Below are 25,915 nucleotides of genomic sequence, written 5' to 3'. Positions count from 1 at the left end.
ATCTCTACCTTGGCCAGGGGCGCGGCCGTGAGCGAGGATCACCGCCATGGACCTGCTGAACACGCTGGTGGACAAGGGGCTGCGGCGCGAGCTGCCGACCCGCGAAGAGGCGCTCGCCGTGCTGGCGACCTCCGACGACGACCTGCTCGACGTGGTGGCCGCGGCCGGCAAGGTGCGCCGCAAGTGGTTCGGGCGCCGGGTGAAGCTCAACTACCTCGTCAACCTGAAGTCGGGGCTCTGCCCCGAGGACTGCTCGTACTGCTCGCAGCGGCTCGGCTCCGAGGCCGGGATCCTCAAGTACACCTGGCTCAAGCCGGAGGACGCGTCCAAGGCGGCGGCCGCCGGTGTCGCGGGCGGCGCCAAGCGGGTCTGCCTGGTCGCCAGCGGGCGCGGGCCCACGGACCGGGACGTCGACCGGGTCTCGAAGACCATCGAGGCGATCAAGGAGGAGAACGAGGACGTCGAGGTGTGCGCGTGCCTCGGGCTGCTCTCCGCCGGACAGGCCGAGCGGCTGCGCGCCGCGGGCGCCGACGCGTACAACCACAACCTCAACACCTCCGAAGCCACCTACGGCGCCATCACCACGACGCACACCTACGCCGACCGCGTCGACACCGTGCAGCAGGCCCAGGCCGCGGGCCTGTCCGCCTGCTCCGGGCTGATCGCGGGCATGGGCGAGAGCGACGAGGAGCTGGTGGACGTCGTCTTCTCGCTGCGCGCGCTGGACCCGGACTCGGTGCCGGTCAACTTCCTCATCCCGTTCGAGGGCACGCCGCTGGCCAAGGAGTGGAACCTCACCCCGCAGCGCTGCCTGCGCATCCTCGCCATGGTGCGGTTCGTCTGCCCGGACGTCGAGGTGCGGCTGGCCGGCGGGCGCGAGGTGCACCTGCGGGCGATGCAGCCGCTCGCCCTGCACCTGGCCAACTCGATCTTCCTCGGCGACTACCTGACCAGCGAGGGCCAGGAGGGCAAGGCCGACCTGGACATGATCGCGGACGCCGGGTTCGAGGTGGAGGGCGCGGGGACGACGACGCTTCCCGCGCACCGGGCGGACGCCGCCGCCGCGGGGTGCGGCGGGGGTTCGTGCGGGCCCTGCGGGGACGGCTCCGCCGAGGCCGCGGGTCCCGAGGCTGCATCCGAGGCCGGGACCGCGTCTGCGTCCGAGGCCGGGGCCGCTGCCGTCGCCGGCCAGGAGGCCCGTACGGACCTCGTCGCCGTGCGGCGCCGCGGCGCGGGAACGGACCTGCCGCCCAATGCCTGAACCGCTCACCCCCGGCGAGCTCCTCGCCCTCGACCGGCAGCACGTGTGGCACCCCTACGGTCCGATGCCGGGCCGCCAGGAGCCGCTGATCGTGGCGTCCGCGTCGGGGGTGCGGCTGCGGCTCGCCGAACCGGTCGACGGGGTGGGCGAGCTGATCGACGGGATGTCGTCGTGGTGGTCCGCCGTCCACGGCTACAACCACCCCGTCCTCAACGAGGCCGCGCGGGGGCAGCTGGAGCGGATGAGCCACGTGATGTTTGGCGGGCTCACCCATGAGCCCGCCGTGCGGCTGGCCGCCCGGCTCGTGGAGATCACCCCCGAGGGGCTGGAGCACGTCTTCCTCGCCGACTCCGGCTCGGTGTCGGTCGAGGTCGCCGTCAAGATGTGCCTGCAGTACTGGCGCTCGGCCGGGCGGCCGGAGAAGCGGCGGCTGATGACGTGGCGCGGCGGCTACCACGGGGACACGTGGCAGCCGATGGCCGTGTGCGACCCGGACGGCGGGATGCACGAGCTGTGGTCCGGGGCGCTCCCGAAGCACGTCTTCGCCGACGCGCCGCCGGCCCTCTCCGCCGGCCCGGAGGCCGTGCCCGCCTACGCGGCGCACCTGCGCGAGACGCTCGCGGCCCACGCCCACGAGCTCGCGGCGGTCATCGTCGAACCGGTGGTGCAGGGTGCGGGCGGGATGCGCTTCCACGATCCCGCGCTCCTGCGGGTCCTTCGGGACGCGTGCGACGAGCACGACGTGCTCCTCGTCTTCGACGAGATCGCCACCGGCTTCGGCCGCACCGGCCGGCTCTTCGCGGCCGGGCACGCCGGCGTCACGCCCGACGTGATGTGCCTCGGCAAGGCGCTCACCGGCGGGTACCTGACCATGGCGGCGACGCTGTGCACGCCGCGGGTCGCCGACGGCATCTCGCGGGGCGAGGTGCCGGTGCTGGCCCACGGGCCGACGTTCATGGGCAACCCGCTCGCCGCGGCGGTCGCGAACGCGTCGATCGACCTGCTGCTCGAACAGGACTGGCAGACGGAGGTCAAACGCATCGAGACCGGCCTGCGGGACGGCCTGTCCGAGGCGGCCTCCCTGCCGGGCGTCCGGGACGTCCGCGTCCTCGGCGCCATCGGCGTCGTCCAGCTCGACCACGAGGCCGACGTAGCGGCCGCGACGCGAGCGGCCGTCCGCGCGGGCGTCTGGCTGCGCCCCTTCCGCGACCTGCTGTACGTGATGCCGCCGTACGTGACGGGGGACGAGGACGTGGCCCGGGTATGCGAGGCGGTCTGCGCGGCGGCCCAGGTCGCGTGACGGGGGCACGGCACGGGTGTGCGGGGCACCCCCTGACAGTCCCGGAGCCCGGCCCCGGGCTGCGGGTACAGGGCGCGGCGGTCCCCCGAGCTACGGACGACGCCGTCCGGCACCGCCGGGCCGCGCCGTCGTGGCTCGGCGCCGCTGCCGCACGCTCCTCCCCCGCCGCAACGGCGATCAAGCCCCGCGGCGCTGTCCGGCGGTGCCGGACGTCCCCGCCATGACGCTCACGGGCCGGGCGCAGACCGCGCCGTCGTGGCTCGGCGCCGCTGCAGCCGAAGGAAGCCGCGCAGCAGCGCCGGCTCCTCCGCCGCAGCGGAGAGCAACCACACGCGGCGGCGCCCGGCGGTGCCCGACGGCCTCGCCGGCGCGCTCGCGGGCCCGGCGCCGCGGCCCGCCGTCCCGCCGCCGTACGTAATGAACCGCACCAGGGAACAGAAAGCTGAGGACACTCCATGCCCGTACTCGTCGTCACCGGCACCGGCACCGAGGTCGGCAAGACCGTGGTCACTGCGGCCGTCGCGGCGGCGGCGCGAGCTGCCGGTCGTTCCGTCGCGGTGCTCAAGCCCGCGCAGACCGGGGTCGCCCCCGGGGAGCCCGGGGACGTCGCCGAGGTGCGGCGGCTCGCGGGGGGCGGGGTGACCGGGGAGGAGCTCGCGCGGTTCCCCGAGCCGCTCGCGCCGGGCACGGCCGCCGCCCGCGCCGGTCTCGCTCCCGTGCGCCCCCCGCAGATCGCGGAGGCGGCCTCGCGGCTGGCGGAGAGCCACGACCTGGTCCTGGTCGAGGGCGCCGGCGGCCTCCTCGTCCGGCTGGACGAGGAGGGCACGACCCTGGCGGACGCGGCCCGGCTGCTGACCGCCCCCGTCCTGGTCGTCGTCCAGGCCGGCCTCGGGACCCTCAACACGACGGCCCTCACCGCGGAGGCCCTGCGCGGGCGGGGCCTGCGCTGCCCGGGCGTGGTGATCGGCAGCTGGCCGGCCGCGCCGGACCTGGCCATGCGGTGCAACCTCGCCGACCTGCCGGAGGCGGCCGGCGCCCCGCTCCTGGGCGCGGTCCCGGAGGGCGCGGGATCCCTCCCGCCGGAGGCCTTCCGCACGGCGGCCCCCGCCTGGCTGGCGCCGGAGCTGTCCGGCACCTGGGACGCCGCCGGCTTCGCCGCGGACCACCGCTGACCTGACCGCACCACCCGCCCCGGCCGCCTCACGCACCCCGCTCGCCCCAACTACCGCGGCTGCAGCGGTGCTTGCGGCGCGCCGACGGTGCGGGCCGGTCCGGCCGGGGAACAATCGCGGTAGTCGTCCCCGGAAAGGGGTGTGCCATGCCGCCGCTTCGGACCACCAGGTTGCCGCACGACGCCGTGCACCATCCTGTCTTCGCCCGCTTCTACGCCAAGGTGAGCCCGATCCTCGACGAGCGGGCCGGCGTGGGGGAACACCGGCGCGAGCTGCTGGCGGGCCTGTCGGGCCGGGTGATCGAGATCGGCGCGGGGAACGGCCTGAACTTCCCGTACTACCCGCCCGCGGTCTCCGAGGTGGTGGCGATCGAGCCGGAGCGCGGCCTGCGCAGGATCGCGGTGGAGGCGGCGGTGCGGGCGGGCGTCCCGGTGGACGTGGTGCCGGGCGCGGCCGAAGCGCTGCCGGTGAAGAGCGAGGCGTTCGACGCGGCAGTGACGTCGCTGGTGCTGTGTTCCGTACGGGATGTGCGGCGCGCGCTGGCGGAGCTGCGTCGGGTGCTCAGGCCGGGTGGTGAGCTGCGGTTCTTCGAGCACGGCAGGGCGGAGGGCCGGGCGCTGGCGGTCACCCAGCAGGCGCTGGACCGGACGATCTGGCCGGTGCTGTTCGGGGGGTGCCACACGGCGCGGGACCCGCTGGCGTCGATCGAGGCGGCGGGGTTCGAGCTCGGTGCGTACAGCCGGCTGAGGGTGCCGCAGAGCCGGGTGCCGACCCCGGCCTCCCCCTGCGTGCTGGGCGTGGCCAGACGGCCGGCCGTGCCCGATCCGGCCGGGCCGGCGGGCGGCCCCGCGTGAGCCCCGTCACACCGCGGCCCGCGGCACGGTAAAGCGGAGGAACCCTCCGTTAGATTTGGATCATGAGCCAGCACCCCTTCCGCTTCGCCGTCAACATGCTCTCCCCCGGCTCCGCCGCCGAGTGGCGCGAGAAGTGCCGCCGCGCCGAGGCCCTCGGGTACGACGTCATCCTCGTCCCGGACCACCTCGGGATGCCCGCACCGTTCCCGTCCCTCGTCGCCGCCGCCGAGGCCACCGAGCGCCCGCGCCTGGGCACCATGGTGCTCAACGCGGGCCTGTGGAACCCCGCGATGCTCGCCCGCGAGGCGGCCACGACCGACCAACTCACCGGCGGCCGCCTGGAGCTCGGCCTGGGCGCGGGTTACGTCAAGGACGAGCACGACCGCGCGGGCCTGCCCTTCGGCTCGCCGCGCGAGCGCGTGAACCACCTGGAGCACACGGTCCGCGAGCTGGAGCGGCTGCTCGGCGACCCGGAGCACGCGCCCCGGCCCGTCCAGGACCCCCGCCCGCCGCTGCTGCTCGGCGGCAACGGCAAGCGCATGCTGCGGCTCGCCGCGGAGCACGCGGACATCGCCGCGTTCTCCGGGGCGACGACGGGCGACGACGGCGTCGTCCGGCCCGTCTCCCCCGCGGTCCTGGAAGAACGGGTGGCCCTCTACAAGGGCTTCGCCGCGAACCGGCCCCGGCCCGCCGAGCTCAACATCCTCGTGCAGCGCGTCGTCGTGGGCGACCGCCGCGCCGCCGCCCGCGACCTGGCCGCGCGGGCCCCCGGCCTGACCGAGGAGGAACTGCTCGCCCACCCGCTGCTGCTGGCCGGCTCGGTCGCGGACATCGCGGACCAGGTCCGGGCCCACCGCGAGCGGTTCGGCTTCACCTACTTCACGGTCCTGGAACCCGCCATGGAGACCTTCGCCCCCGTGCTCGAAGAGCTCCGATGACCGGGCGAACCGGCTGAAGCGCGGCCTTTTGCTCGTCCTTTACCATGGGTGGACAGCTTCCCGACCGACATGAAAGGTGTGAGCGTCCGCCCATGGGCGAGCCTCCCAGTAGCCCCCGCGGCCGACATCGCGCGGTCCCCGTCCCTTCGTCCGATCATGGGACGGAGGTGAACCGATGACCGAGGCAGTCCTGCTGGTGGTGGCGTTGCTGCTGACGCTGGCCTGCGCCGTCTTCGTCGCGGCGGAATTCTCGCTCACCACCGTCGAGCGCGCCGACCTGGAGCGCGCCGCCGAGAACGGCGAGCGCGGCGCGGCGGGCGCGATCGAGGCCGTGCGCAGCCTCACCTTCCAGCTCTCCGGCGCCCAGCTCGGCATCACCGTCACCGGCCTGATCATCGGCATGATCTCCAAGCCGTCCATCGCGGCGCTGCTCACGGGCCCGATGGAGGCCGCCGGCCTCCGTGCCGGCGCGGCCTCCTCGACGGCCCTGGTGCTGGCCACGGTGCTCTCCACGGTCGTGCTGATGGTCGTCGGCGAGCTCGTGCCGAAGAACTGGGCGATCTCCCGCCCGCTGCCGGTCGCCAAGCGGGTCGCGGGCCCGCAGCGCGCGTTCTCCGCCGCCTTCGGCCCGCTCATCCGGCACCTGAACAACACCGCGAACCGCACCCTGCACCGGATGGGCCTGGAGCCCGCCGAGGAGCTGGCCTCCGCGCGCGGCCCGCAGGAGCTGGCCGCGCTCGCCCGCCACTCCGCCAAGGAGGGCACCCTGGAGGCGGACACCGCCGAGCTGTTCGTGCGGACCCTGAGCCTGGCCGACCTGACGGCGGAGAACGTGATGACGCCCCGCGTCCAGGTCATCGCCCTCGACGCCCAGGCCACCGCGGAGGACATCGCGAACGCCACCCGCGCGACCGGCCTGTCCCGCTTCCCCGTCTACCGCAACAACCTCGACACGGTCGTCGGCATCGCCCACATCAAGGACGTGCTGGCCATACCCGCCGACCGGCGCCCCCGCCACCCCGTCACCTCGATCCTGCGCGAGCCGCTGCTCGTACCGGAGTCGCTGACCGTGGACCGGCTCCTGGACCGGCTGTCGGGCAAGCGCACGATGGCCGTCGTCATCGACGAGTACGGCGGCACCGCCGGCGTCGTCACCCTGGAGGACATCGTGGAGGAAGTCGTCGGCGAGGTCCGCGACGAGCACGACCCCCACGAGGTGCCCGACCTCGCGCCCGCCGGCACGGACCCCGAGGGTCGGCCGCTGTACGACGCGGACGGCGCGGCCCGCACCGACCAGCTGGAGATCATCGGAATGCACGCGCCGGACGGCCCCTACGAGACGCTGGCCGGTCTCGTGGCCACCGAGCTCGGCCGGATCCCCGTCGGCGGCGACACCGTGGAGGTCGCGGGCTGGCGCGTCGACGTCGTCGACGCGACCGGCCACCGCGCGGCCCGCGTGCGCCTGACCGGCCCGCCCGCGGCGGCCGGCTCCGGCACCGGGCTCCACGAGGAGGCCGGCCGATGACCTTCGTCCAGCTTCTCATCGGTCTGGGAACCCTCGTCGTCAACGCCTTCTTCGTCGGCGCGGAGTTCGCCCTCATCTCGGTGCGCCGCAGCCAGATCGAGCCGTACGCCGACCGGGGCGACCGGCGCGCCCGCAGCGTCCTGTGGGGCCTGCGGCACATCTCGGCGCTGATGGCCGCGGCCCAGCTCGGCATCACGCTGTGCACGCTGGTCCTCGGTGTGGTCGCCGAGCCCGCGATCGCCCACCTGCTGGAGCCCGTGTTCGACGTGCTCCGGGTGCCGCACGGCCTGGTCCACCCCGTCTCGTTCGTCATCGCGCTGGCCGTGGCGACGTACCTGCACATGCTGTTCGGCGAGATGGTGCCGAAGAACATCGCGCTGGCCGAGCCGGTGCGCAGCGCCCTGCTGCTCGGGCCGCCGCTGGTCACCCTGGCGCGGGCGCTGCGCCCGTTCGTCTTCGCCATCAACTCCTTCGCGAACGGCCTGCTGAAGCTGTTGCGGGTGGAGCCGAAGAGCGAGGTGGCGGCGACGTACTCGGACGACCAGCTCGCGCGGATCGTCGCCGACTCCAGCGCGGCCGGCCTGCTCGACTCGCGGGCCACCGAGCGCCTGCGCGACGCGCTGGTGCTGGGCAAGCGTCCCGTCGAGGACGTGGTGACGCCCGTCGAGCGGGTGGTCTCGGCGCCGCTCGGCATCACCCCCGAGGGGCTGGAGCGGCTGTCGGCCGAGTCCGGCTTCTCCCGGTTCCCGGTGGTGGACGGCTCGGGCCGGATCCTGGGCTACCTCCACGTGAAGGACGCCCTGGACGCCCGGCCGCGCGACTTCCCCTTCCCGCTGCAGCGGATGCGCCGGATCGCGACGGTCCGGGCGGCGACGCCGCTGGACGACGTCCTCACGACCATGCGGGGCACGGGCACCCACCTCGCCGCGGTGATCGGCGAGGACAGCCGGCTGGCCGGGCTGGTCACCCTGGAGGACCTGCTGCGGGAGCTGGTGGGGCGGCCCGCGGCGTAGGAGCGGCCGGAGGAGCGGGAACGGGCCGGAGGAGCAGGAGCGGGCCGGAGGAGTAGGATCACCCGCGCCATGCAGATGAATGCCACGTACACCAGTTTTGCCGCGGTCGGGGACTCCTTCACCGAGGGCATGTCCGACGGGCGGCCCGACGGCTCCTACCGGGGCTGGGCCGATCTGCTCGCCGCGCGGCTGGCGGCCCGCACCCCCGGTTTCCGCTACGCGAACCTCGCCGTGCGCGGCAAGCTGATCGGCCAGATAGCGGACGAGCAGTCCGCGGCCGCCGCCGCGCTGGGCGCGGACCTGGTGACGCTCGTCGGCGGTCTGAACGACGTGCTGCGGCCCAAGTGCGACGTGGACGCGGTGTGCGCCCGGCTGGCGGAGGCCGCGGACCGGCTCGCGCCGAGCTGCAAGCAGCTGGTGCTGATGCGCAGCCCCGGCCGGCGCGGCCCGGTCCTGGAGCGGTTCCGCCCCCGCATGGAGCAGGTGTTCTCCTTCATCGACGAGCTGGCGGAGCGGCACGGGGCCGTGGTCGTGGACCTCTTCGCGGCCGACGTGCTGGGCGACGCGCGGCTGTGGGCGGACGACCGCCTGCACCTGAACGCCGAGGGGCACCGGCGGGTGGCCGAGGCGGTGTGGCAGGCGCTGGGCCACGAGCCGGAGGAGGACTGGCGCGCGGCGCTGCCCCCGGCAGTCCGCGCCGGCTGGGCGGCGCGCCGCGCCTCGGACGTCCGCTTCACGCGCGAGCACCTCGTGCCGTGGATCGGGCGCCGCCTGACGGGCCGTTCGTCCGGCGACGGCCGGGCGGGGGCGCACTTCAGCGCGGACCTGGGCCGGGCGTTCTGGGTGACGCCGCCCGCGGACGGGGCCGGGACCGGCGACGTGACGGGCTGGGTGCGGGCGGAGCCGTAGCGCCGCGCGGGCCCGGCCGGTCCGCCCCCACCGCCCTGCTCAGCTGTCCAGCAGCCGTCGCAGTGCGGCCTTGAAGTCGCCGACGAAGGCGTCGCGTGTCTCCGGGGCCACGAGGTCCAGGGACAGGTACGGGTTGAGGTCCTCCAGCTCGACCAGCAGGAGGCCGCCCTCGGGGGTGCGGCAGGCGTCCACGCGCTGGATGCCGTGCTCGATGCCGTTCCAGTCGACGAAGCGCTGCGCGAAGGCCAGGTCCTCCGCGGTGGGCTCGTACGGCACGAGCTCCCAGCGGCGCGCGGGGTCGGGCGCGTGGAGGGCGTACTGGAAGGCGTCGTCGACGAAGTAGAACGACACCTCGTAGCGGAAGCGGATCCGCGGCTGGACGAGGACGCCGTCGTAGGAGAGGTCCGCGAGCGCCTCCCGCGGGACGAAGCGCAGGCCGATGGAGTCCGCGCCGAGCCTGGGCTTGACCACGTACTCCTCGGCGTCCGGCAGGCGGCCGGCGTCCTCGGCGCGGTCGGCCGTCGGGATGACGGGGTAGCCGGCGGCGGTGAGGTCCAGCAGGTACTGCTTGCCGGCCATGTCGGCCTTGCCCGTGAGCTGGTTGTAGACGCGCACGCCGCCCTCGGCCGCGCGGCGCGCGAAGTCGTCGTACGCGGCCTGGTAGTGGAGCACGGGCCCGCTGTTGCGGACCACGACGGCGTCGAAGCCGTCCATCAGCGCGGCGGCGTCGAGCGGGTGGCACAGGGCGACGTCGAAGTCCTCGCGCAGCCGGGAGGAGAGGAAGATGTCCTCGTCACAGTATCTGCGTCCGCGCGCCGGGTAGGCGAGGTCGGTGACGTAGAGGACGCGGGGCTGGACGGCGGACGGCATGGCTCTCCTGACGCGGGTGACGGGCCGCTCCCGCCCGTTGACGGCCCGGGGGCGGTCCGGTCGATCATATCCCTGCAGGTCAGACGGAGATCATCCGGTGATTCGGAGCGAAGGAGAGACGGCGTGCCTGTCGACGGAAAGGCCCATCTGCGGATCGCCCGCCCGTCCCGCGACCTCGCGGCGGCGGAGCGGTTCTGGGCCGGGGGGCTCGGCCTCTCGGTCCTCCACCGGCACGAGGCCGCGCCGGACGCCCCGCCCGGGGAGGACCACTCCCTGCTGATGCTGGGCTGGCCGGACGCCGGCTGGCACCTCGAACTGGTGGTCTCGGCGGGCGGGTTCGTCGAGCCCGTGCCCACCGTGGAGGACCTCCTCGTCGTCTACGTCGCCGGGGAGGTCCCGCAGGAGCTCGTCGACCGCCTGGAGGCGCACGGCGGGCGGCGCGTCGCGGCCCACAACCCCTACTGGGACAAGTGGGGCGTCACGGTCGAGGATCCGGACGGCTACCGCCTGGTGCTGTCCACGCGCGAGTGGTCCAACGCGTAGGCCCTCACCGCGTGGCGTCGAGGATGACTCTCGCCACGAGCGCCGGGTCGTCGTTCATGGGCACGTGCCCGCAGCCGGGCAGCCGGACGAGCCGCGCCCCGGGGATCACCTTCTTGGCCCGGACGCCCTGGCGGTGCAGCAGCAGCCGGTCGCGCGTGCCCCACGCGATGGTGACGGGCACGTCCGCCAGCTCGTGCATGAACAGGACCCGGTTCCCGGCGGCCAGTGTGGCCGCGAAGCCGGTGCACTCGCGCAGCGCCCGCGTCTCCGCCATCACGGCGTCCGGCGAACGGCGGCCGGGGCGGGCGTAGATGGTGCCGGCGAGCGCCGCGCGGCCGGCGGCCGTGCGGGAGAGCCGGGCGACGGCCCGCGGGGGCAGGGTCTCGGCGCCGCGCCGCATGGCGCGCAGCATGCCGAAGGCGTAGCGCCGTTCGGCCTCGGTCCAGAAGCCGGCCGGGGAGATCGCGGTGGCGGACCGCACGAGCTTCTCGTGCGCGAGCTGCAGGGCGAGCAGCCCGCCGAGGGAGTTGCCCACGACGTGCGGCCGGTCCAGGCCCAGGGCCTCGAACAGCGCTCCGAGGACGGGGACGACGCCCTCCAGGTCGTAGGCCACGCCGTCCGGCAGGGCGGGGGAATTGCCGAAGCCGGGCAGGTCGACGGCGATGACGTCGCGCTCCGCGGCGAGGATGCCCGCGACCGGGTCCCAGGCCTGCAGGTGGTGGCCGATGCCGTGCAGGAGCACCAGTGGCTCCCCGCCGCCCAGCCGTTCGTAGGACACCTCCGCCGTCCGCCGTCCGGCGGGGGTGTCGATGGGGAAGACGACCGTGTCGGCCATGGTGGCTCCTCGTCATCCTGGAGTGACCGCTGAGGTATTGAGACAGGATGTCAGTAAGGGTTACCGCAGGGTAGACCTTGTACGAGCCGCGTACGAGTCGGGTCCGGCTCCGATACGGCCCCGGTGAGGGCTCCGGCGCGGGTGCGGCTGAGAGCGGGTTCATATGGACAACTCCCGGAGGGTCCGCTGGGATGGGCCGGTGACCGCACGTGACACCGCTCTCGACGTCTTCGAGGAACACCGCTCCGTCCTGGCCGGCGTGGCGTACCGCATGCTCGGCCGCGTCGCCGACGCCGAGGACGTCGTCCAGGAGGCGTGGCTGCGCTGGTCCGGCGCCACCGGCCGCGAGGACGTGCGCGACCCCCGCGGCTATCTCGTGCGGGTCACCACCCGGCTGGCCCTCGACCGGCTGCGCCAGGTGCAGGCGCGGCGCGAGGCGTACGTCGGCCCCTGGCTGCCCGAGCCGATCGCCACCGACTACGGCCAGGCCGTCCCGGACACCGCCGAGCGGGCGGTGCTGGCGGACTCGGTGTCGCTCGCCGTGCTCGTGGTCCTGGAGTCGCTCTCCCCGCTGGAACGGGCGGTCTTCGTGCTGCGGGAGGCGTTCGGCTTCCCCTTCGGCGAGATCGCCGTCACGCTCGACCGCTCGGAGGCGGCCGTGCGGCAGCTCGCGACCCGCGCCCGCCGCCATGTCGACGAGCGCAGACCGCGCTTCACCGTCGACCCGGCGGAACAGCGCGACCTCACCGAGAAGTTCCTCGCCGCCGCCGCGGGCGGCAGCATCGGCAGCCTGCTGGAGCTGCTCGCGCCCGACGTGCGGCTCGTCAGCGACAGCGGCGGCAAGGCCAAGGCGCCGCTGCGCGTCATCGAGACCGCGGACAAGGTCGGGCGCTTCCTGCACGGGGTGGCACAGCGGCCCCTGCCGGAGCCGGAGGCGCGCTTCATGGAGATCAACGGCCGTCCGGGCCTGCTCCTGCTGTCCGGGGGCCGCCCGGACACCGCGCTCACCCTGGAGGTGGCGGACGGCCGGATCTCGGCGGTCTACCTGGTGCGCAACCCCGAGAAGCTCCGAAGCCTGGCGGGACAGGCGGCATAACGGCCGCCGGCCGCCTACAGGCCGCCGGCCACCCGCAGGACGGCGCCCGTGGTGTACGAGGCGTCCGGCGACAGCAGCCACGCGACCGCCCCGGCGACCTCGTCGGGCTCGCCGGCGCGGCCCATGGGCACCTGGCCCGCCTTGCGCCGCGGCCGGTCGGGGTCGCCCATCGCCGCGTGGATGTCCGTGACGATCAGGCCGGGCTGTACGGAGTTGACGCGGATGCCCTCCTCCGCGAGTTCCTTGGACAGCCCCATGGTCATCGCGTCGACGGCCGCCTTGCTCGCCGCGTAGTGCACGTACTCGCCGGGGCTGCCGAGGGTGGCCGCGCCCGAGGAGATGTTCACGATCGCGCCGCCCCGGCCGCCGTGCCGGGTCGACATCTCCAGGGCCGCGCGGCGGGCGCAGATCAGAGCGCCCGTGACGTTCACGTCGATGACCCTGCGCATCCGCTCCACCGGCGTCTCGGTGAGCCGGCCGAGCAGGCCCGTGATGCCGGCGTTGTTCACCAGGCCCGTGACCGGGCCCAGCTCCGCGCGCACCGTGCCGAACAGCGCGTCCACGTCGCCCTCCACGCTGGTGTCCGCCCGGAACGTCACGCAGCGGACGCCCTCGGCGCGCACCGCCTCCGCCGTCGCCTCGGCCGCTTCGCGCGCGCGTTCGTAGCCGATGCCCACGTGGTGGCCGGCGCGCGCCAGCCGCACCGCGACCGCCGCACCGATCCCCCGGCCGCCTCCGGTGACCACCGTGACCCGTTCCATGACGCCCCGCCCCCTCGTTCTTCGCCCGCTGTCTCCGGCCGTCCTTCGCCCGTACGGTAATCGGGGCATTGGTCTTGACCAAGTCGGGGCACCGTCCTATGGTCGCCATACTGCAACAACCTTTAATAAAGAAGCGCGCAAAATGCTTTGCGGAGGATCAGGGTGGGGACCACGCAGCTCGAAACGGTGCCGGAGCCGAAGTACTGGCATCTGAAGACCGTGCTCAGCGAGGCGCTCGACTCCGAGTTCGCGGTGGGTGAGATCCTGCCGAACGAGCGGGAGCTCGCCGCCCGGTTCGGCGTCGCACGGGCCACGCTCCGGCAGGCGCTCGAACAACTGGAGCTCGAAGGACGGCTGCAGCGCCGCCGCGGCGTCGGCACCACCGTCGCCCCGCCGCGCGTCGGCGTCGCCGTCGGGGACGCCGGACAGGCCTGGCCCGGCGCCGCCGGGGACTCCTGGCAGGCCGTCGACTGCCTGGAGGCGGCCCCGCCCGCGGCCGTCGCCCGGCTGCTGGGCACGCCCGCCGGCCGTCCGGTGCACACCGTCCGCCGGATCCGACGGACGCACGGCCAGCCCGTCGCCGCCGAGCTGCTCTACGTGCCGGGGCAGTCCGTTCCGGGCCTCGCCGCGATCGACACCGCGTCAGGCGCCGCCCGCGCCCGCACGGTCCTGCGCGAACTGCAGCGCCTCACCCTGGAGGGCCAGGACCGCGCGGTGGAGCTGGGCTCGGCCCGCGCCGAGGACGCCAAGCAGCTGGACCGGCTGCCCGGCGCGCCCGTCCTCGTCGTCACCACGCGCTACGTGGCCGACGGCGGCACGGCGGCCGTGGCGGTGGCCACGTACCGGGCGGACACGTGCCGGCTCACCTTCGGTGAGACGGGGGTACAGCTCCTGGCCGCCGGCTGACGGGGCCGGGGCACCAGCCGGGGCCCCGTGAGTGGTCCCGTGGGTGTGCCGGGCATCCGGCGACGGCGGGCCCGGCCCTACCGGCGCGCGGTCACCGTGCTCTCCACCGCGAACAGCTGCTTCTCCACGTGGTCGAGGGCCAGGCGCAGCGCCCCCGTGGCCACCGCCGCCTCGCCGAGCACCGACTGCACCACCTGCGGCGGGCGGAGGCAGTAGCGGGCCAGTTCCGTCCGCAGCGGCTCCAGGACGCCGCTGACACCCGCCGCCCAGCCCCCGACGACGACCAGCTCCGGGTCCAGGGCCAGCACCAGCGCGGCCACGTCGTGCACCAGCCTGCGCATGAAGCGCTCCACGGCCGCCGCGGCCCGCTCGTCGCCCTCGCGCGCGAGCGCGAAGACCCGTGCCACCTGCGCCTCGTCCAGCGGGTGCAGCGGCTCGCCCGTCGTGGACAGCACCTCTTCCGGGGTCGCCTCGCGCCCCAGCAGGTGCAGGGCTCCGATCTCGCCGGCCGCGCCCCCGAAGCCGCGGTGCAACCGCCCGCCGATCAGCGAGCCGGCGCCGGGGCTGAGGCCCGCCAGGACGAACACGACGTCGTCCGACCCGGTGGCCGCGCCCTTCCAGTGCTCGGCCACGGCGGCCGCGTTCGCGTCGTTCTCCACGAGGACCGGGCAGCGGAACGAGCGGCGCAGCCGCTCCCCCAGCGGCAGACCCGTCCAGCCCGGGAGCGCCGTGCCCAGCCGCACCGTGCCGTCGGCCTCCACGATGCCGGGGCTGGCCACGCCCACGGCGCGCAGCCCGCCGCGCGGCACGCCCGAGCGCGCCAGCAGGTCGGCGACCACGTCCCGCACCCGGTCCAGCCGCTCGTCCGCCGGGGCCGTCTCCGCGACGTCCATGGACGCCGAGCCCATGACGCGCCCGCTGAGATCGGCCATCAGGGCGGCGATGCGGTGCGGCCCGATCTCGATGCCGAGCAGGTGCCCCGCCTCGACCCGGAAGCGGAAGCGGCGCGCCGGCCGGCCCTGGCGACGGGCCTCGCCCTCCTCGGCGGGCGCCTCCACCACGAGGCCGGACTCCATGAGGCCCTCGACCACGCCCTCCACGGTCGGCCGGGACAGGCCGGTGACCTTGACCAGGTCCGTGAGGGTGGGCGCGGCGGCCAGCGGTGACGCCGGAGAGGCGGCCGTGCGGAGCGCGTGCAGCACGACGGCCGAGTTGATCCGCCGCAGCAGCGACGGGTCCCCGCCGGTGAGCCGCCCCAACGTCGCCGCCTCCTCGCATTTACGCATCCTTTGCGTACTGGCCGGATCGTATCGGGTGCGATGGCCCGCGGCGAGCCTCGGCACTCACCCGGGCGTCACGAACCCCGACTCGTAGGCGGCGATCACCGCCTGGGTGCGGTCCCGCGCACCGAGTTTCGCCAGAACGGCGCTGACGTGCGTCTTCACCGTCTCCGAGCCGAGCAGCAGAGTCTTGGCGATCTCCGCGTTGGACAGGCCGCGGGCCATGTGGCGCAGCACCTCGGCCTCACGGGCGGTCAGGGCGGCCCGTTCCATGGCCGCGCGGGCCCGCTCGTTGCCGCGTCCGGCCGCGAGCCGTCGCAGGGCGGCCGGGAACAGCAGCGAGTCGCCGGCGGCCACCGTGCGGACCGCCTGGACGATCTCGGCGGGCGCGGCGCGCTTGAGGAGGAAGCCGTCGGCGCCGGCGCGCAGCGCGTCGTAGACGTACTCGTCGTTCTCGAAGGTGGTGACGACCACGATCTTCGGCGGCGCGTCCACCGTGCGCAGCACGGCCCGGGTCGCCTCGATGCCGTCGAGCAGCGGCATCCGGACGTCCATCGCGACGACGTCCGGCCGCAGCTGACGCACCATCGGGACGACGGCCGCGCCGTCCGCGGCCTCGCCCGTGACCTCGATGTCGGGCTGGGCTTCGAGGATGGCGCGCAGGCCCGCGCGGACGAGCGGCTCGTCGTCGACGAGCAGAACAGATATCGGCATCGGCACACCTTAGGCGTTCAGCGGCAGCAGGGCCCGCACCCGCCAGGCGCCCTCGTGCACGCCCGTCTCGGCGTGGCCGCCGAGGAGGGCGGCGCGCTCGCGGATGCCGCGCAGCCCGCTGCCGCCGCCGCTGACCGTGCTGCCGGCGCCCGCGGGCAGGGGGTTGCGGATGTCCAGCTCCAGGACGTCCGCGCGGACCGCTATGCGCAGGGAGACCGGGGCCGCGCCCGCGTGCCGCACGGCGTTGGTGAGCGCCTCCTGGGCGATGCGGTAGCCCTCGCGCGAGACGGGGCCCGGCACGGTCTCCAGGGCGCCGCTGACCTCGGCGGTGACCTCGGTGCCGGAGCCGCGGGCGGCGGTGAGCAGCCGTTCGACGCGGGTCAGGTCCGGGCGTCCCGCCGCGGGTCCGGGCGCGTCCTCGCGCAGGACCTTCAGGACGCGCTCCAGGTCTTCGAGGGCGTGCCGGCCCGTCTCCTCGATGGCGGTCAGGGCCTGTTCGGTGAACGCGGGCGAGCCGGCGGCGCGCGCCGCGCCCGCCTGGACGACGGCGACCGTCAGCGCGTGCCCGACGGAGTCGTGCAGTTCGCGGGCGAGCCGGTTGTGTTCCAGCAGCCGTTCCGTCCGCTCCTCCAGGGCGGCCAGCCGCTCGGCCGCCGAGGGGCCGAGGAGCGCCCGCGCGGCGCGGGCCAGCAGCTCGCCCATGAGGACGACGAAGGCCAGGAGCAGCACGAGCAGCAGCAGGGCCAGGAGGGCGTACGACCAGTGGCCCGGGCCGGTCCGCCCCAGCGGCGTGTCCGCCGGGCCGCCCCCGCACGCGCTGCCGATGAGGTTCACCGCCAGCGCCGGTACGTGGACCGAGAAGAACGCGGTCACCACACCCGCTTCGTACCGCACGATCAGCCACACCGCCGTGCGCCGGCGGTCCTCGGGGGAGGCCGAGCGGGCGGGCGCGAAGTCCGGTTCCCGGCCCGCCCGCCCCGGCGACCCGCCGGCCCGGCCGTCCCGCCGGGCGGGGAAGAGCAGCAGCTGCGCCTGGGTGCCCTCCGCGAGCCGCACCCCCGGGACCATGGCCGCCAGCGCCAGGAACGGGAGGGGCACCACCAGCAGCCAGGCGCCCGCGGGGCTGTTCACGTTGCCGAGCCCGGGGGACACGAACGCGAACACGGTGGCGACGACGGCGGCCATGACGAGGTGCAGCCAGCGGGTGTAGGTGACCGCGCGGGTCACCGGGCGCAGCGGAACGATCATGACGTCATCCTCGCAGCGGGGCGCGGGCGGCGGCCTCCCCCGCGCGGGGGAGGAGGTCCCCACGCACGGGGGAAGTGCCGGTTCCGGCGGGGCGCGAGGCTGTTGCCATGACCTTGATCGAGATCCGCGACCTCACCAAGCGGTACGGCCCGGTGACCGCGCTGGACGGGCTCACCGTGGCGATCCGGCCCGGCCGGGTGACCGGCTTCCTGGGCCCCAACGGCGCCGGCAAGTCCACCACGATGCGCATCCTCCTCGGCCTCGACCGGCCCACCTCCGGGTCGGCCCTGGTCGGCGGCAGGGCGTACGCCTCGTTCGCCGAGCCGCTGCGGCACGTCGGCGCGCTGCTGGACGCCGCGGCCGCCCACCCCTCCCGGACCGCCCGCGACCACCTGCTCACCCTCGCCCGCAGCAACCGCATCGCCGCCCGCCGGGTGGAGGACGTGCTGGAGGAGACGGGGCTGGCCTCCGCGGCGCGGCGCCGCGTACGGACCTTCTCCCTGGGCATGCGGCAGCGCCTGGGGCTGGCCGCGGCGCTGCTGGGGGACCCGCCCGTGCTGCTGCTCGACGAGCCCGCCAACGGCCTGGACCCGGAGGGCATCCTCCGGTTGCGGCAGCTGACGCGGCGGCTGGCCGGGGAGGGCAGGACGGTCCTGATCTCCAGTCACCTCATGGGCGAGATGGCGAAGACCGCCGACCACCTCGTGGTGCTGGGCCGGGGGCGGCTGCTCGCCGACGCGCCCCTGGACGACTTCGTCGGCGACGACGCGTCCCTGGAGGACGCCTACTTCCGCCTGACCTCCGGCTCCGCCGAATACACCACCCGGGAGGCCTGACCGCCATGACCCTCGTGCCCGTGCTGCGCTCCGAATGGATCAAGATCCGCTCCGTGCGCCCGCTGCTCGTCACCCTGTCCGCCGTGTTCGTCGCGACCGTCGGCGTCACCGTGCTGGTGCACGCCATGGTCGGCAGGGCCGAGGCCGGCAGCGCGGACTTCGAGCCGGTCTACGGCTCCTACTTCGGCCTCAACTTCGGCCATATCGCCGCCGTGTGCTTCGGCGTGCTGGTGGTGGGCACGGAGTACGGGGCGGGCGGCCAGATCCGCCTCTCGCTCGCCGCCGTGCCGCGCCGGGGGCTGTTCTGGTCCGGCAAGCTGGCCGTGCTGGCCGCCCTCGCGCTGCCGGTGGGCCTGGCGACCGGCTTCGGCTGCTTCCTCGGCGCGCAGGCCCTCCTCGGCGAGTACGGGGTGGGGCTGGGGGCGCCCGGCGCGCTCCGGTCGGCGATCGGCTGCGGTCTCTACCTCACGCTGCTCACCGTGTTCTCGGCGGGCGTGGCCGCGGTGCTGCGCAGCCAGGTCGGCGCGCTGTCGGTGCTCACGCCCGTGGTGTTCCTGATCTCGCCGGTCTTCGCGGGGGTCTCGGGCATCGGGAAGGTGGTGGCCTTCCTCCCGGACCGGGCGGGCCAGCAGATCCTGCACCCGGTCCCCGAGGGCCCGCTCGGGGCCTGGTCGGGGATGGGCGTGATGGCCTTGTGGGCGGCGCTCGCCGCCGCGGCGGGCTGGTGGTCGCTGCGCCGCCGCGATGCGTGACCCCCTCCGGGGAGGTGGCCGGTATCCGCGGCGGGGGCGGCGACGGCCGCTCGGTCTTCCCCGCCGCAGCGGACCCCGGCCACGGCGGTGCAGTCCGGCGGTGCCGGACAACGCCGGACTGCGATCAGGCCGGCTCGCCGTCGGCCGCCGCCCTCAGCCGCGCGAACTCCTCGGCCATCTTCGGCAGCGGCCAGTGCGCGTTGAGGCCGCTGGGGTTGGGCAGGACCCAGACGCGGGTGGAGCCCACCGTCCGCTCCTGCGGGCCGATCTTCGCGTGCTTGTCGCCGAAGGCGACGCGGTAGGCGGTCACCCCGACGACCGCGAGCCAGCGCGGCTTGAGCAGCTCCACCTTCGCGGTCAGGATGCGGCCGCCCTCGACGTACTCGGTGGTGCTCAGCTCGTCCGCGCGCGCCGAGGCCCGGGCGACGACGTTGGTGATGCCGAGCCCGTAGCCGAGCAGTTCCTCCTGCTCGGCGGGGCGCAGCTGACGCGGTGTGAAGCCGGAGGCGTGCAGGACGGGCCAGAAGCGGTTGCCCGGGCGGGCGAAGTGGTGGCCGGTGGCCGCCGACATCAGGCCGGGGTTGATGCCGCAGAAGAGGACGCGGAGGCCGTCCGCGACCACGTCGGGGACGAGGCGGTCGCGGGCGGCCTCCAGCTCGGCCGGTGTCAGAGGATCGCCCCCGGCGCGTAGGCGGCGGCCTCCGGGTGGCGCTTGGCGATCTCCTCGATGCGGGAGACCACGAGGGCGGCCTGGTCGGCGGCGGCGCCGGTGAAGGACAGCTTGTCGGCCATCAGGGCGTCGAGGCCGGCCCGGTCCAGCGGGATGCGCTCGTCGGCGGCGAGCTTGTCGAGGAGCTCGTTGCGCTCGGCGCCCTGCTCGCGCATGGCGAGCGCGGAGGCCACGGCGTGCTCCTTGATCGCCTCGTGGGCGACCTCGCGGCCGACCCCGGCGCGCACGGCCGCCATCAGCACCTTGGTGGTGGCGAGGAAGGGGAGGTAGCGGTCGAGCTCGCGGGCGACGACGGCCGGGAAGGCGCCGAACTCGTCGAGCACGGTCAGGAAGGTCTCCATGAGGCCGTCGAGCGCGAAGAACGCGTCCGGCAGGGCCACGCGGCGCACCACGGAGCAGGAGACGTCGCCCTCGTTCCACTGGTCGCCCGCGAGCTCGCCCGTCATGGAGGCGTAGCCGCGCAGGATGACCATGAGGCCGTTGACGCGCTCGCAGGAGCGGGTGTTCATCTTGTGCGGCATGGCGGAGGAGCCGACCTGGCCGGGCTTGAAGCCCTCGGTGACCAGCTCGTGCCCGGCCATGAGCCGGATCGTCTTGGCGAGCGAGGACGGCGCGGCGGCCAGCTGCACCAGGGAGGTCACGACCTCGTAGTCGAGCGAGCGCGGGTAGACCTGGCCGACGGAGGTGAAGGCCTGGGCGAAGCCGAGGTGGTGGGCGATGCGCCGCTCCAGCTCGTCCAGCTTCGCGGCGTCGCCGCCGAGCAGGTCCAGCATGTCCTGGGCGGTGCCGACGGGGCCCTTGATGCCGCGCAGCGGATAGCGGCCGAGCAGCTCCTCCAGGCGGGCGAAGGCGACGAGGAGCTCGTCGGCGCCGGTGGCGAAGCGCTTGCCGAGGGTGGTGGCCTGGGCGGCGACGTTGTGCGAGCGGCCGGCCATGACCAGCTCGGCGTTCTCCGCGGCGAGCTTGCCCAGGCGGGCGAGGACGGCGACGGTCCGGTCCCGGACGAGCTCCAGGGACAGCCGGATCTGCAGCTGCTCGACGTTCTCCGTGAGATCGCGGGACGTCATGCCCTTGTGGATGTGCTCGTGGCCGGCGAGGGCGTTGAACTCCTCGATGCGGGCCTTGACGTCGTGCCGGGTGACCTTCTCGCGCTCGGCGATCGAGGCGAGGTCGACCTGGTCGAGCACCCGCTCGTAGTCGGCGAGGGCGGCGTCCGGCACCTCGATCCCCAGGTCCTTCTGCGCGCGCAGGACGGCGAGCCACAGCCGCCGCTCCAGCGTCACCTTGTACTCGGGGGACCACAGGACGGCCAGCTCGGCGGAGGCGTAGCGGCCGGCCAGGACATTGGGGATGCGGGGCTTCACAGACACGCTGCCGAGTCTACTGTCGGTTGCTGCAGACTCCGGCACGGGGCTCGTTCGTAGCTTGCTACGAGCTACGGCGCCGTCTTCAGGGTGTACTCACAGCCCTTGGCGGACTTCCCGCCCGCACTGGCCGCGACCTGCTTCCCGTCGACCTTGATCGCGCAGGGCGGGGTCGCGAACTTGTCGTCGTGATCGGGTCCGGTCCCGTAGACGGAGCCGGGGACCAGGGCCAGCAGGACGCCCTGTTTGGGTTCCGTGCCGCGGAAGGCGACGTCGACGGTCTTCGTCCACGGCAGGGAGACCTGCTCGGTGGCGTTGTGGTCCCAGGCCACGTAGGTGACCTGGGAGGTGCCCGTGCCCCGCAGCTCGAAGGTCACGCGGTGCACGCGCGGCGCGGCGTCCGCCGCGGCGTCCCGGGCGGAGGCCTGCCGGGGCGCCGCGGCCGCGGCGCCGCTCCCGGCCTTCCCGGGCAGGCTCCCGCAGCCCGCCGTCAGCGTGGCCGCCGTCACGGCCAGCGCCGTCCAGGTGACCGCCTTGCGCATGATTCCCCCTAGCCCGGTCCGGCACGGAAGCAAGATCACTTCCGGCCGACGGTGATCATAGTGGGGATGCGCGAGGGATCAGCGGGGGACTTCCGCCGCGCCTCCCTCGCGGATGCGCGCGAGCACCCGCTCGTGGAGCGCCGCCAGACCGTCCTCGGGGACGGCCGCCGGGCTGCCGGTGAGCGTGTACCACTCCTCGGCGCCGGTGTACTGGACGTCGATCCGTGCCCTGCCGTCCGGCAGGGCGGCCGTGGCGACTGTGAGGTCGCCGGTGATAACGCCGACGTCGTCGGTCATCGCGCCGCCCGGCCCGGCGGTCACCTGGTCTACGAGGGGCCCGCCGGGCCGTCCGCCGGTCACCGGCGCCCGCCCGTGCTCTGCTTGCTCATCGGTCGCATGTGTCCAGCATGGCAGCAAGGGTGTCCTGCTCGCTCTGGGTCACGCTCAGCTTGTACACGTGCTTGACGTGGGTCCAGGCGCGGGAGTATGTGCACCAGTAGGAGCCCAGCGGCGGCCGCCACTGGTCCGGGCTCTGGTCGCCCTTGGCGCGGTTGGAGGCGGCGGAGACGGCGATCAGCTGGGGGCCGGCCAGGTCGTTGGCGAACCGCTTGCGCTGGTCCGTGGACCAGCTGTCGGCCCCGGACCGCCAGGCGTTGGCGAGGGGCACCATGTGGTCGATGTCGAGCTGGCCCGCGGCCGTGAAGTCCTTGCCGTCGTAGGCGCTGTGCCAGCGGCCGGAGACCGAACGGCACTGGTCGTCGGTCTTCACGTCCTGGCCGTCGCGGGAGAGGACCATCTCGCGGGTGTCGCAGGTGCCCATCTGCTTGATCCAGTGGGGGAACTTCGCGCGGCTGTATCCGGCCATCGAGTGCGGCGGCTCGACGGTCAGCCCGCTCAGCTCCTCCTTGACGGCGGACGCCGGCGGAGGCTCCGGCAGGTCCTGCTGCACGGGGGGCGGCGCGGCCGAGGCCGGAACGCCGGCGGGGACGAGGACGGCGGACAGGCACAGGGCTGCGGCAGTGGCGGCGCGGCGCCACCGGATTCGTGGGATCACGGACCAACAGATACCGGCAACCAATCCTCAATACAGGACATATCCCTCGGACGACGACGAGCCGGGGTGGCTCGTTGACGCCGTTGTTCACGGCGCGTTCCGCCGCCCGGCACCTCGTGGCGGTAGGAACGCCGGTGAGGACCGGAGCGATCACCGAGGACGGCGGAGCCGTCGGCACAGGAGGAGATTCCATGGCGCAGGGGCCCGGACGAGCGGTCGGCAGACGGACGGTGCTGCGCGGGGCGGCGGCCGGCGCCGCGGTGGCCGCGGTGCCGCCGCTCGCGGGGGCGGCGCCCGCCCTGGCTCTGGCGGGGCGGCCGGAGGCCCGGTGGGGGGTGCAGGCCGGTGACGTGACGGCCTCCTCCGGGCTGGTGTGGGTGCGCGCCGACCGCCGTGCCCGGATGATCGTGGAGACCTCGGCCACGGAGTCGTTCCGCACCGTGCGCCGCATCCAGGGCCCTCTCGTCGGGCCGGACACGGACTTCACCGGGCGCACGGCGCTGCACGGGCTGCCGCCCGGCGAGCGGATCCACTACCGCGTGCTGCTGGCCGACCCGGACGACCCGCGCCGCACCGGCCGCCCGGTCCACGGCACCTTCCGCACGGCGCCGGCCCGCCGCTCGGACGTGCGCTTCCTGTGGTCCGGCGACCTGGCCGGGCAGGGCTGGGGCATCAACCCCGACCGCGGCGGCTACCCCATCTACGCGCACATGCGCCGGCTGGAACCGGACTTCTTCCTCTGCAGCGGCGACAACATCTACGCCGACAACCCGATCGCGCCGTCCGTGACGCTGCCGGACGGCAGCACCTGGCGGAACGTCACCACGGAGGAGAAGGCGAAGGTCGCCGAGACCCTCGCGGAGTTCCGCGGCGCGTTCCGCTACAACCTCCTCGACGCCAACCTGCGCCGCTTCAACGCCGAGGTGCCCACGGTGGTGCAGTGGGACGACCACGAGGTGCACAACAACTGGTACCCGGGCCAGATCCTGGACGACGCGCGCTACGCGGAGAAGCGGATCGACGTGCTCGCCGCGCGCGCCCGGCGGGCCTTCTCCGAGTACTTCCCCCTGGCCACGCAGCGCGAGGACGGCGACGGCCGCGTCTACCGCGTCCTGCGCCACGGCCCCCTGCTGGACGTGTTCGTCCTGGACATGCGCACGTACCGGAACGCGAACTCGCCCGGCCGGCAGCCCGCCGACGCCCGGGGCATCCTGGGCGCCCGGCAGCTGGAGTGGCTCAAGCGGGAGCTGGCGCGCTCGCGCGCGGTGTGGAAGGTGATCGCCTCCGACATGCCGCTGGGGCTCGTGGTCACCGACGGCCCGGCGGACTTCGAGGCGGTGGCGCAGGGCGACCCGGGGGCGCCGCTCGGCCGCGAGCTGCAGATCGCCGAGCTGCTGCGGCACGTCAAGCACCGGCGCATCACCGGCACGGTCTGGCTGACGGCGGACGTGCACTACACCTCCGCGCAGCACTACGAGCCGGAGCGGGCGGCGTTCAAGGACTTCGCGCCGTTCTGGGAATTCGTCTCCGGCCCGCTCAACGCGGGCGGCTTCCCCGCGAACGAGCTGGACGGCACCTTCGGCCCGCGCCGGGTCTTCCTCAAGGCGCCCGCCACGGCCAACGTCCCGCCCGGGCGGGGCAGTCAGTTCTTCGGCGAGGTGGCCATCGCGGGCGACAGCGGGGAGCTGACCGTGCGGCTGCGGGACGAGGACGGCGCGGTGCTGTTCACCAAGGTGCTCCAGCCGGGGCGCGTCGGACAATGACGCCGCCCGCGGCCGGTGGGAAGGTGGGGCTGTCCGGCCGACCCGAGCGGAAGGTGGCTTGCCATGGCCGAGCAGGTGGACGCCGTCGTCATCGGCATGGGTCCGGGTGGTGAGCACGTCGCGGGCCGGCTCGCCGAGGCCGGGCTGAGCGTGGTGGGCGTCGAGGCGGAGCTGGTCGGCGGCGAGTGCCCGTACTGGGGGTGCGTGCCGAGCAAGATGATGATCCGCGCGGGGAACCTGCTGGCCGAGGCGCGGCGGGTCCCCGGCATGGCGGGCACCGTGCGGCAGGTCGTGCCCGACTGGGCGCCGGTGGCGGCCCGGATCCGCGACGAGGCGACGGACGACTGGAACGACCGGGTGGCCGCCGACCGCTTCACCGGCAAGGGCGGCCGCCTGGTGCGCGGGCGCGGCAGGCTGACCGGCCCGCGCTGCGTGGCGGTCGAGGGCGGCGAGGGCGGCGGGCAGGAGTTCGAGGCCCGGCTGGGCGTGGTGCTCGCCACCGGTTCGCGCCCGCAGATCCCGCCGGTGCCGGGCCTGGCGGACGTGCCGTACTGGACGAACCGGGACGCGGTCTCGGCGAAGGAGGCGCCGCGCTCGCTGCTCGTGCTCGGCGGCGGCGCGATCGGTCTGGAGGTCGCCCAGGTCTACGCCCGCTTCGGCACGCGCGTGACGATCGTGGAGGCGGCGGACCGGCTGGTCCCCGGCGAGGAGCCGGAGGCGGGCGCCCTGCTGGCCGAGGTCCTCGGCCGCGAGGGGCTGGTCCTGCGCACGGGCGCCCGCGCGGCCGCCGTGCGGCACGAGGGCGACGCGTTCGTGCTGACGCTGGAGGACGGCACGGACCTGACGGGAGATCAGCTGCTGGTGGCCACCGGCCGCCGGGTGGACCTGACCGGCCTGGGCCTGGAGACCGTCGGTCTCGATCCCGGCGCGCGGTCCCTCGCGGTCGACGGCCGGATGCAGGCGGCGCCGGGGCTGTGGGGCGTGGGCGACGTGACGGGCCACGGCGCCTTCACGCACGTGGCGATGTACGAGGCGGAGATCGCCGTCCGCTCCGTCCTCGGCGAGCCCGGCCCCAAGGCCGACTACCGGGCGCTGCCGCGGGTGACGTTCACCGACCCGGAGGTCGGCGCGGTGGGCCTGACCGAGCATCAGGCCCGCGAGAAGGGGATGCGGGTGCGGACGGGCCTCTCGCGCGTGCCGTCCTCGGCGCGCGGCTGGATCCACAAGGCCGGCAACGAGGGCCTGGTCAAGCTGGTCGAGGACGCGGACCGCGGGGTGCTCGTGGGGGCGACGGCGGCCGGGCCGGCGGGCGGCGAGGTGATGTACGGGCTGGCCGTGGCCGTCCAGGCGGAGGTCCCCGTGGAGTCGCTGCGGCACATGATCTTCGCGTACCCGACGTTCCACCGGGGCGTGGAGGACGCCCTCGCCGACCTCCGCGCACGGGAGTCCTCGCCGGACGCCCAGGGCCTGTCCGGCGGATCTTCGTCACGCGGCCGCCACGGCGCCCTGTAAGGGGCGCGGGGAACTGCGCGACAAGCCACGACGCTCCCGCAGAGGGCGTGCTGCGCTCCGCCCGGACTCCCCTGCCGCGCGCCGGCTGCGGGACGTCAGCGGCTGATCGCGCAGTTCCCCGCGCCCCTTACGGGGCC

26 protein-coding genes are annotated in these 25,915 nt (G+C 74.7%); 15 read left to right on the top strand and 11 right to left on the bottom strand.

All coding sequences use genetic code 11. From position 1 onward, the window contains the following. The first annotated feature begins 46 nt into the window (after positions 1-46). From bioB to ACFZCD_RS00520, 8 genes are all read left to right on the top strand, one after another. The gene (gene bioB / locus ACFZCD_RS00555) at positions 47-1,261 is read left to right on the top strand and encodes a biotin synthase BioB (protein WP_391826338.1); all 1,215 of its coding nucleotides are present in this window, start codon (positions 47-49) and stop codon (positions 1,259-1,261) included. Beyond that, positions 1,254-2,561, top strand: coding sequence for an adenosylmethionine--8-amino-7-oxononanoate transaminase (locus tag ACFZCD_RS00550; protein WP_391826336.1), 1,308 nt, complete (start codon positions 1,254-1,256; stop codon positions 2,559-2,561). The genes bioB and ACFZCD_RS00550 overlap by 8 nt, the downstream gene beginning before the upstream one ends. 455 nt (positions 2,562-3,016) lie before the next feature. Beyond that, entirely contained in the window at positions 3,017-3,733 is a 717-nt protein-coding gene (bioD, locus tag ACFZCD_RS00545) for a dethiobiotin synthase (RefSeq protein ID WP_391826334.1), read from the top strand. A gap of 146 nt (positions 3,734-3,879) precedes the next feature. Further along, complete coding sequence (locus ACFZCD_RS00540; RefSeq protein ID WP_391826332.1) at positions 3,880-4,587, top strand: class I SAM-dependent methyltransferase; 708 nt, start codon at positions 3,880-3,882, stop codon at positions 4,585-4,587. Between the two features lie 62 nt (positions 4,588-4,649). Further along, positions 4,650-5,525 carry an LLM class F420-dependent oxidoreductase gene (locus ACFZCD_RS00535; protein WP_391826330.1) on the top strand — a complete coding sequence of 292 codons (876 nt, stop codon included), beginning with the start codon at positions 4,650-4,652 and terminating at the stop codon, positions 5,523-5,525. A 175-nt stretch (positions 5,526-5,700) separates the two neighbouring features. Then, positions 5,701-7,050, top strand: coding sequence for a hemolysin family protein (locus ACFZCD_RS00530; protein ID WP_391826328.1), 1,350 nt, complete (start codon positions 5,701-5,703; stop codon positions 7,048-7,050). Continuing rightward, entirely contained in the window at positions 7,047-8,063 is a 1,017-nt protein-coding gene (locus tag ACFZCD_RS00525; RefSeq protein ID WP_391826326.1) for a hemolysin family protein, read from the top strand. Before ACFZCD_RS00530 ends, ACFZCD_RS00525 begins: the two co-directional genes overlap by 4 nt. Before the next feature lie 69 nt (positions 8,064-8,132). Continuing rightward, entirely contained in the window at positions 8,133-8,972 is an 840-nt protein-coding gene (locus ACFZCD_RS00520; protein WP_391826324.1) for an SGNH/GDSL hydrolase family protein, read from the top strand. Between the two features lie 39 nt (positions 8,973-9,011). On the opposite strand, the gene ACFZCD_RS00515 is transcribed toward ACFZCD_RS00520, so the two are convergent. Then, positions 9,012-9,842, bottom strand: coding sequence for a hypothetical protein (locus ACFZCD_RS00515; RefSeq protein WP_391826322.1), 831 nt, complete (start codon positions 9,840-9,842; stop codon positions 9,012-9,014). Positions 9,843-9,965: 123 nt separating this feature from the next. Between ACFZCD_RS00515 and ACFZCD_RS00510 the strand changes: the two genes are divergently transcribed. Next, entirely contained in the window at positions 9,966-10,385 is a 420-nt protein-coding gene (locus ACFZCD_RS00510) for a VOC family protein (protein WP_391826321.1), read from the top strand. A gap of 4 nt (positions 10,386-10,389) precedes the next feature. Here the strand turns inward: ACFZCD_RS00510 and ACFZCD_RS00505 are convergent, their stop codons facing one another. Then, the gene (locus ACFZCD_RS00505) at positions 10,390-11,220 is read right to left on the bottom strand and encodes an alpha/beta fold hydrolase (RefSeq protein WP_391826319.1); all 831 of its coding nucleotides are present in this window, start codon (positions 11,218-11,220) and stop codon (positions 10,390-10,392) included. A gap of 163 nt (positions 11,221-11,383) precedes the next feature. Between ACFZCD_RS00505 and sigJ the strand changes: the two genes are divergently transcribed. After that, positions 11,384-12,316 (top strand): RNA polymerase sigma factor SigJ, encoded by a 933-nt coding sequence (gene sigJ, locus ACFZCD_RS00500; RefSeq protein WP_391826317.1) that lies wholly within the window; start codon positions 11,384-11,386, stop codon positions 12,314-12,316. Between the two features lie 14 nt (positions 12,317-12,330). On the opposite strand, the gene ACFZCD_RS00495 is transcribed toward sigJ, so the two are convergent. Then, complete coding sequence (locus ACFZCD_RS00495; RefSeq protein ID WP_391826315.1) at positions 12,331-13,077, bottom strand: SDR family oxidoreductase; 747 nt, start codon at positions 13,075-13,077, stop codon at positions 12,331-12,333. A gap of 162 nt (positions 13,078-13,239) precedes the next feature. Between ACFZCD_RS00495 and ACFZCD_RS00490 the strand changes: the two genes are divergently transcribed. After that, a complete protein-coding gene (locus ACFZCD_RS00490) occupies positions 13,240-13,983 on the top strand; it encodes a GntR family transcriptional regulator (RefSeq protein ID WP_391826313.1) in 744 nt (247 codons plus the stop codon). Positions 13,984-14,060: 77 nt separating this feature from the next. On the opposite strand, the gene ACFZCD_RS00485 is transcribed toward ACFZCD_RS00490, so the two are convergent. From ACFZCD_RS00485 to ACFZCD_RS00475, 3 genes are all read right to left on the bottom strand, one after another. Further along, on the bottom strand, positions 14,061-15,242 hold the full coding sequence (locus ACFZCD_RS00485; RefSeq protein ID WP_391827902.1) for an ROK family protein: 1,182 nt from the start codon (positions 15,240-15,242) through the stop codon (positions 14,061-14,063). An 84-nt stretch (positions 15,243-15,326) separates the two neighbouring features. Next, the gene (locus ACFZCD_RS00480; protein WP_391826311.1) at positions 15,327-15,977 is read right to left on the bottom strand and encodes a response regulator; all 651 of its coding nucleotides are present in this window, start codon (positions 15,975-15,977) and stop codon (positions 15,327-15,329) included. Between the two features lie 9 nt (positions 15,978-15,986). Continuing rightward, the gene (locus tag ACFZCD_RS00475) at positions 15,987-17,225 is read right to left on the bottom strand and encodes a sensor histidine kinase (RefSeq protein ID WP_391826309.1); all 1,239 of its coding nucleotides are present in this window, start codon (positions 17,223-17,225) and stop codon (positions 15,987-15,989) included. Between the two features lie 107 nt (positions 17,226-17,332). Here ACFZCD_RS00475 and ACFZCD_RS00470 point away from each other — a divergent pair, with 107 nt between their 5' ends. Further along, a complete protein-coding gene (locus ACFZCD_RS00470; protein ID WP_391826307.1) occupies positions 17,333-18,061 on the top strand; it encodes an ABC transporter ATP-binding protein in 729 nt (242 codons plus the stop codon). A 5-nt stretch (positions 18,062-18,066) separates the two neighbouring features. Next, a complete protein-coding gene (locus ACFZCD_RS00465; RefSeq protein ID WP_391826305.1) occupies positions 18,067-18,813 on the top strand; it encodes an ABC transporter permease in 747 nt (248 codons plus the stop codon). 124 nt (positions 18,814-18,937) lie between these two features. On the opposite strand, the gene mug is transcribed toward ACFZCD_RS00465, so the two are convergent. The 5 genes from mug to ACFZCD_RS00440 form a co-directional block, all read right to left on the bottom strand. Then, positions 18,938-19,483, bottom strand: coding sequence for a G/U mismatch-specific DNA glycosylase (gene mug, locus ACFZCD_RS00460; protein WP_391827900.1), 546 nt, complete (start codon positions 19,481-19,483; stop codon positions 18,938-18,940). Next, the gene (gene purB / locus ACFZCD_RS00455) at positions 19,480-20,913 is read right to left on the bottom strand and encodes an adenylosuccinate lyase (RefSeq protein WP_391826303.1); all 1,434 of its coding nucleotides are present in this window, start codon (positions 20,911-20,913) and stop codon (positions 19,480-19,482) included. Before purB ends, mug begins: the two co-directional genes overlap by 4 nt. 65 nt (positions 20,914-20,978) lie before the next feature. Then, positions 20,979-21,449, bottom strand: a complete 471-nt coding sequence (locus ACFZCD_RS00450; RefSeq protein ID WP_391826301.1) for a hypothetical protein — start codon at positions 21,447-21,449, stop codon at positions 20,979-20,981. Between the two features lie 78 nt (positions 21,450-21,527). Next, positions 21,528-21,746: a hypothetical protein gene (locus tag ACFZCD_RS00445; RefSeq protein WP_391827898.1), complete on the bottom strand. Its 219-nt coding sequence runs from the start codon at positions 21,744-21,746 to the stop codon at positions 21,528-21,530. 88 nt (positions 21,747-21,834) lie between these two features. After that, positions 21,835-22,500, bottom strand: a complete 666-nt coding sequence (locus ACFZCD_RS00440) for an HNH endonuclease family protein (protein ID WP_391827896.1) — start codon at positions 22,498-22,500, stop codon at positions 21,835-21,837. A gap of 194 nt (positions 22,501-22,694) precedes the next feature. Between ACFZCD_RS00440 and ACFZCD_RS00435 the strand changes: the two genes are divergently transcribed. Continuing rightward, on the top strand, positions 22,695-24,266 hold the full coding sequence (locus ACFZCD_RS00435) for an alkaline phosphatase D family protein (RefSeq protein ID WP_391826299.1): 1,572 nt from the start codon (positions 22,695-22,697) through the stop codon (positions 24,264-24,266). 63 nt (positions 24,267-24,329) lie between these two features. Then, the gene (locus ACFZCD_RS00430) at positions 24,330-25,778 is read left to right on the top strand and encodes a dihydrolipoyl dehydrogenase family protein (protein WP_391826297.1); all 1,449 of its coding nucleotides are present in this window, start codon (positions 24,330-24,332) and stop codon (positions 25,776-25,778) included. Positions 25,779-25,915 lie beyond the last annotated feature (137 nt).

Source organism: Streptomyces sp. NPDC008001, assembly GCF_042958085.1.
Lineage (GTDB): Bacteria > Actinomycetota > Actinomycetes > Streptomycetales > Streptomycetaceae > Streptomyces.
This window is presented reverse-complemented; position numbering and strand designations above follow the sequence as displayed.

Excerpts from the sequence above, each read along its gene's own strand:
- bioB (WP_391826338.1), top strand. The coding sequence starts at position 47 with ATGGACCTGCTGAACACGCTGGTGGACAAGGGGCTGCGGCGCGAGCTG.
- ACFZCD_RS00550 (WP_391826336.1), top strand. The coding sequence starts at position 1,254 with ATGCCTGAACCGCTCACCCCCGGCGAGCTCCTCGCCCTCGACCGGCAG.
- bioD (WP_391826334.1), top strand. The coding sequence starts at position 3,017 with ATGCCCGTACTCGTCGTCACCGGCACCGGCACCGAGGTCGGCAAGACC.
- ACFZCD_RS00540 (WP_391826332.1), top strand. The coding sequence starts at position 3,880 with ATGCCGCCGCTTCGGACCACCAGGTTGCCGCACGACGCCGTGCACCAT.
- ACFZCD_RS00535 (WP_391826330.1), top strand. The coding sequence starts at position 4,650 with ATGAGCCAGCACCCCTTCCGCTTCGCCGTCAACATGCTCTCCCCCGGC.
- ACFZCD_RS00530 (WP_391826328.1), top strand. The coding sequence starts at position 5,701 with ATGACCGAGGCAGTCCTGCTGGTGGTGGCGTTGCTGCTGACGCTGGCC.
- ACFZCD_RS00525 (WP_391826326.1), top strand. The coding sequence starts at position 7,047 with ATGACCTTCGTCCAGCTTCTCATCGGTCTGGGAACCCTCGTCGTCAAC.
- ACFZCD_RS00520 (WP_391826324.1), top strand. The coding sequence starts at position 8,133 with ATGCAGATGAATGCCACGTACACCAGTTTTGCCGCGGTCGGGGACTCC.
- ACFZCD_RS00515 (WP_391826322.1), bottom strand. The coding sequence starts at position 9,842 with ATGCCGTCCGCCGTCCAGCCCCGCGTCCTCTACGTCACCGACCTCGCC.
- ACFZCD_RS00505 (WP_391826319.1), bottom strand. The coding sequence starts at position 11,220 with ATGGCCGACACGGTCGTCTTCCCCATCGACACCCCCGCCGGACGGCGG.
- sigJ (WP_391826317.1), top strand. The coding sequence starts at position 11,384 with ATGGACAACTCCCGGAGGGTCCGCTGGGATGGGCCGGTGACCGCACGT.
- ACFZCD_RS00495 (WP_391826315.1), bottom strand. The coding sequence starts at position 13,077 with ATGGAACGGGTCACGGTGGTCACCGGAGGCGGCCGGGGGATCGGTGCG.
- ACFZCD_RS00480 (WP_391826311.1), bottom strand. The coding sequence starts at position 15,977 with ATGCCGATATCTGTTCTGCTCGTCGACGACGAGCCGCTCGTCCGCGCG.
- ACFZCD_RS00475 (WP_391826309.1), bottom strand. The coding sequence starts at position 17,225 with ATGATCGTTCCGCTGCGCCCGGTGACCCGCGCGGTCACCTACACCCGC.
- ACFZCD_RS00470 (WP_391826307.1), top strand. The coding sequence starts at position 17,333 with ATGACCTTGATCGAGATCCGCGACCTCACCAAGCGGTACGGCCCGGTG.
- ACFZCD_RS00465 (WP_391826305.1), top strand. The coding sequence starts at position 18,067 with ATGACCCTCGTGCCCGTGCTGCGCTCCGAATGGATCAAGATCCGCTCC.
- ACFZCD_RS00450 (WP_391826301.1), bottom strand. The coding sequence starts at position 21,449 with ATGCGCAAGGCGGTCACCTGGACGGCGCTGGCCGTGACGGCGGCCACG.
- ACFZCD_RS00445 (WP_391827898.1), bottom strand. The coding sequence starts at position 21,746 with ATGACCGACGACGTCGGCGTTATCACCGGCGACCTCACAGTCGCCACG.
- ACFZCD_RS00435 (WP_391826299.1), top strand. The coding sequence starts at position 22,695 with ATGGCGCAGGGGCCCGGACGAGCGGTCGGCAGACGGACGGTGCTGCGC.
- ACFZCD_RS00430 (WP_391826297.1), top strand. The coding sequence starts at position 24,330 with ATGGCCGAGCAGGTGGACGCCGTCGTCATCGGCATGGGTCCGGGTGGT.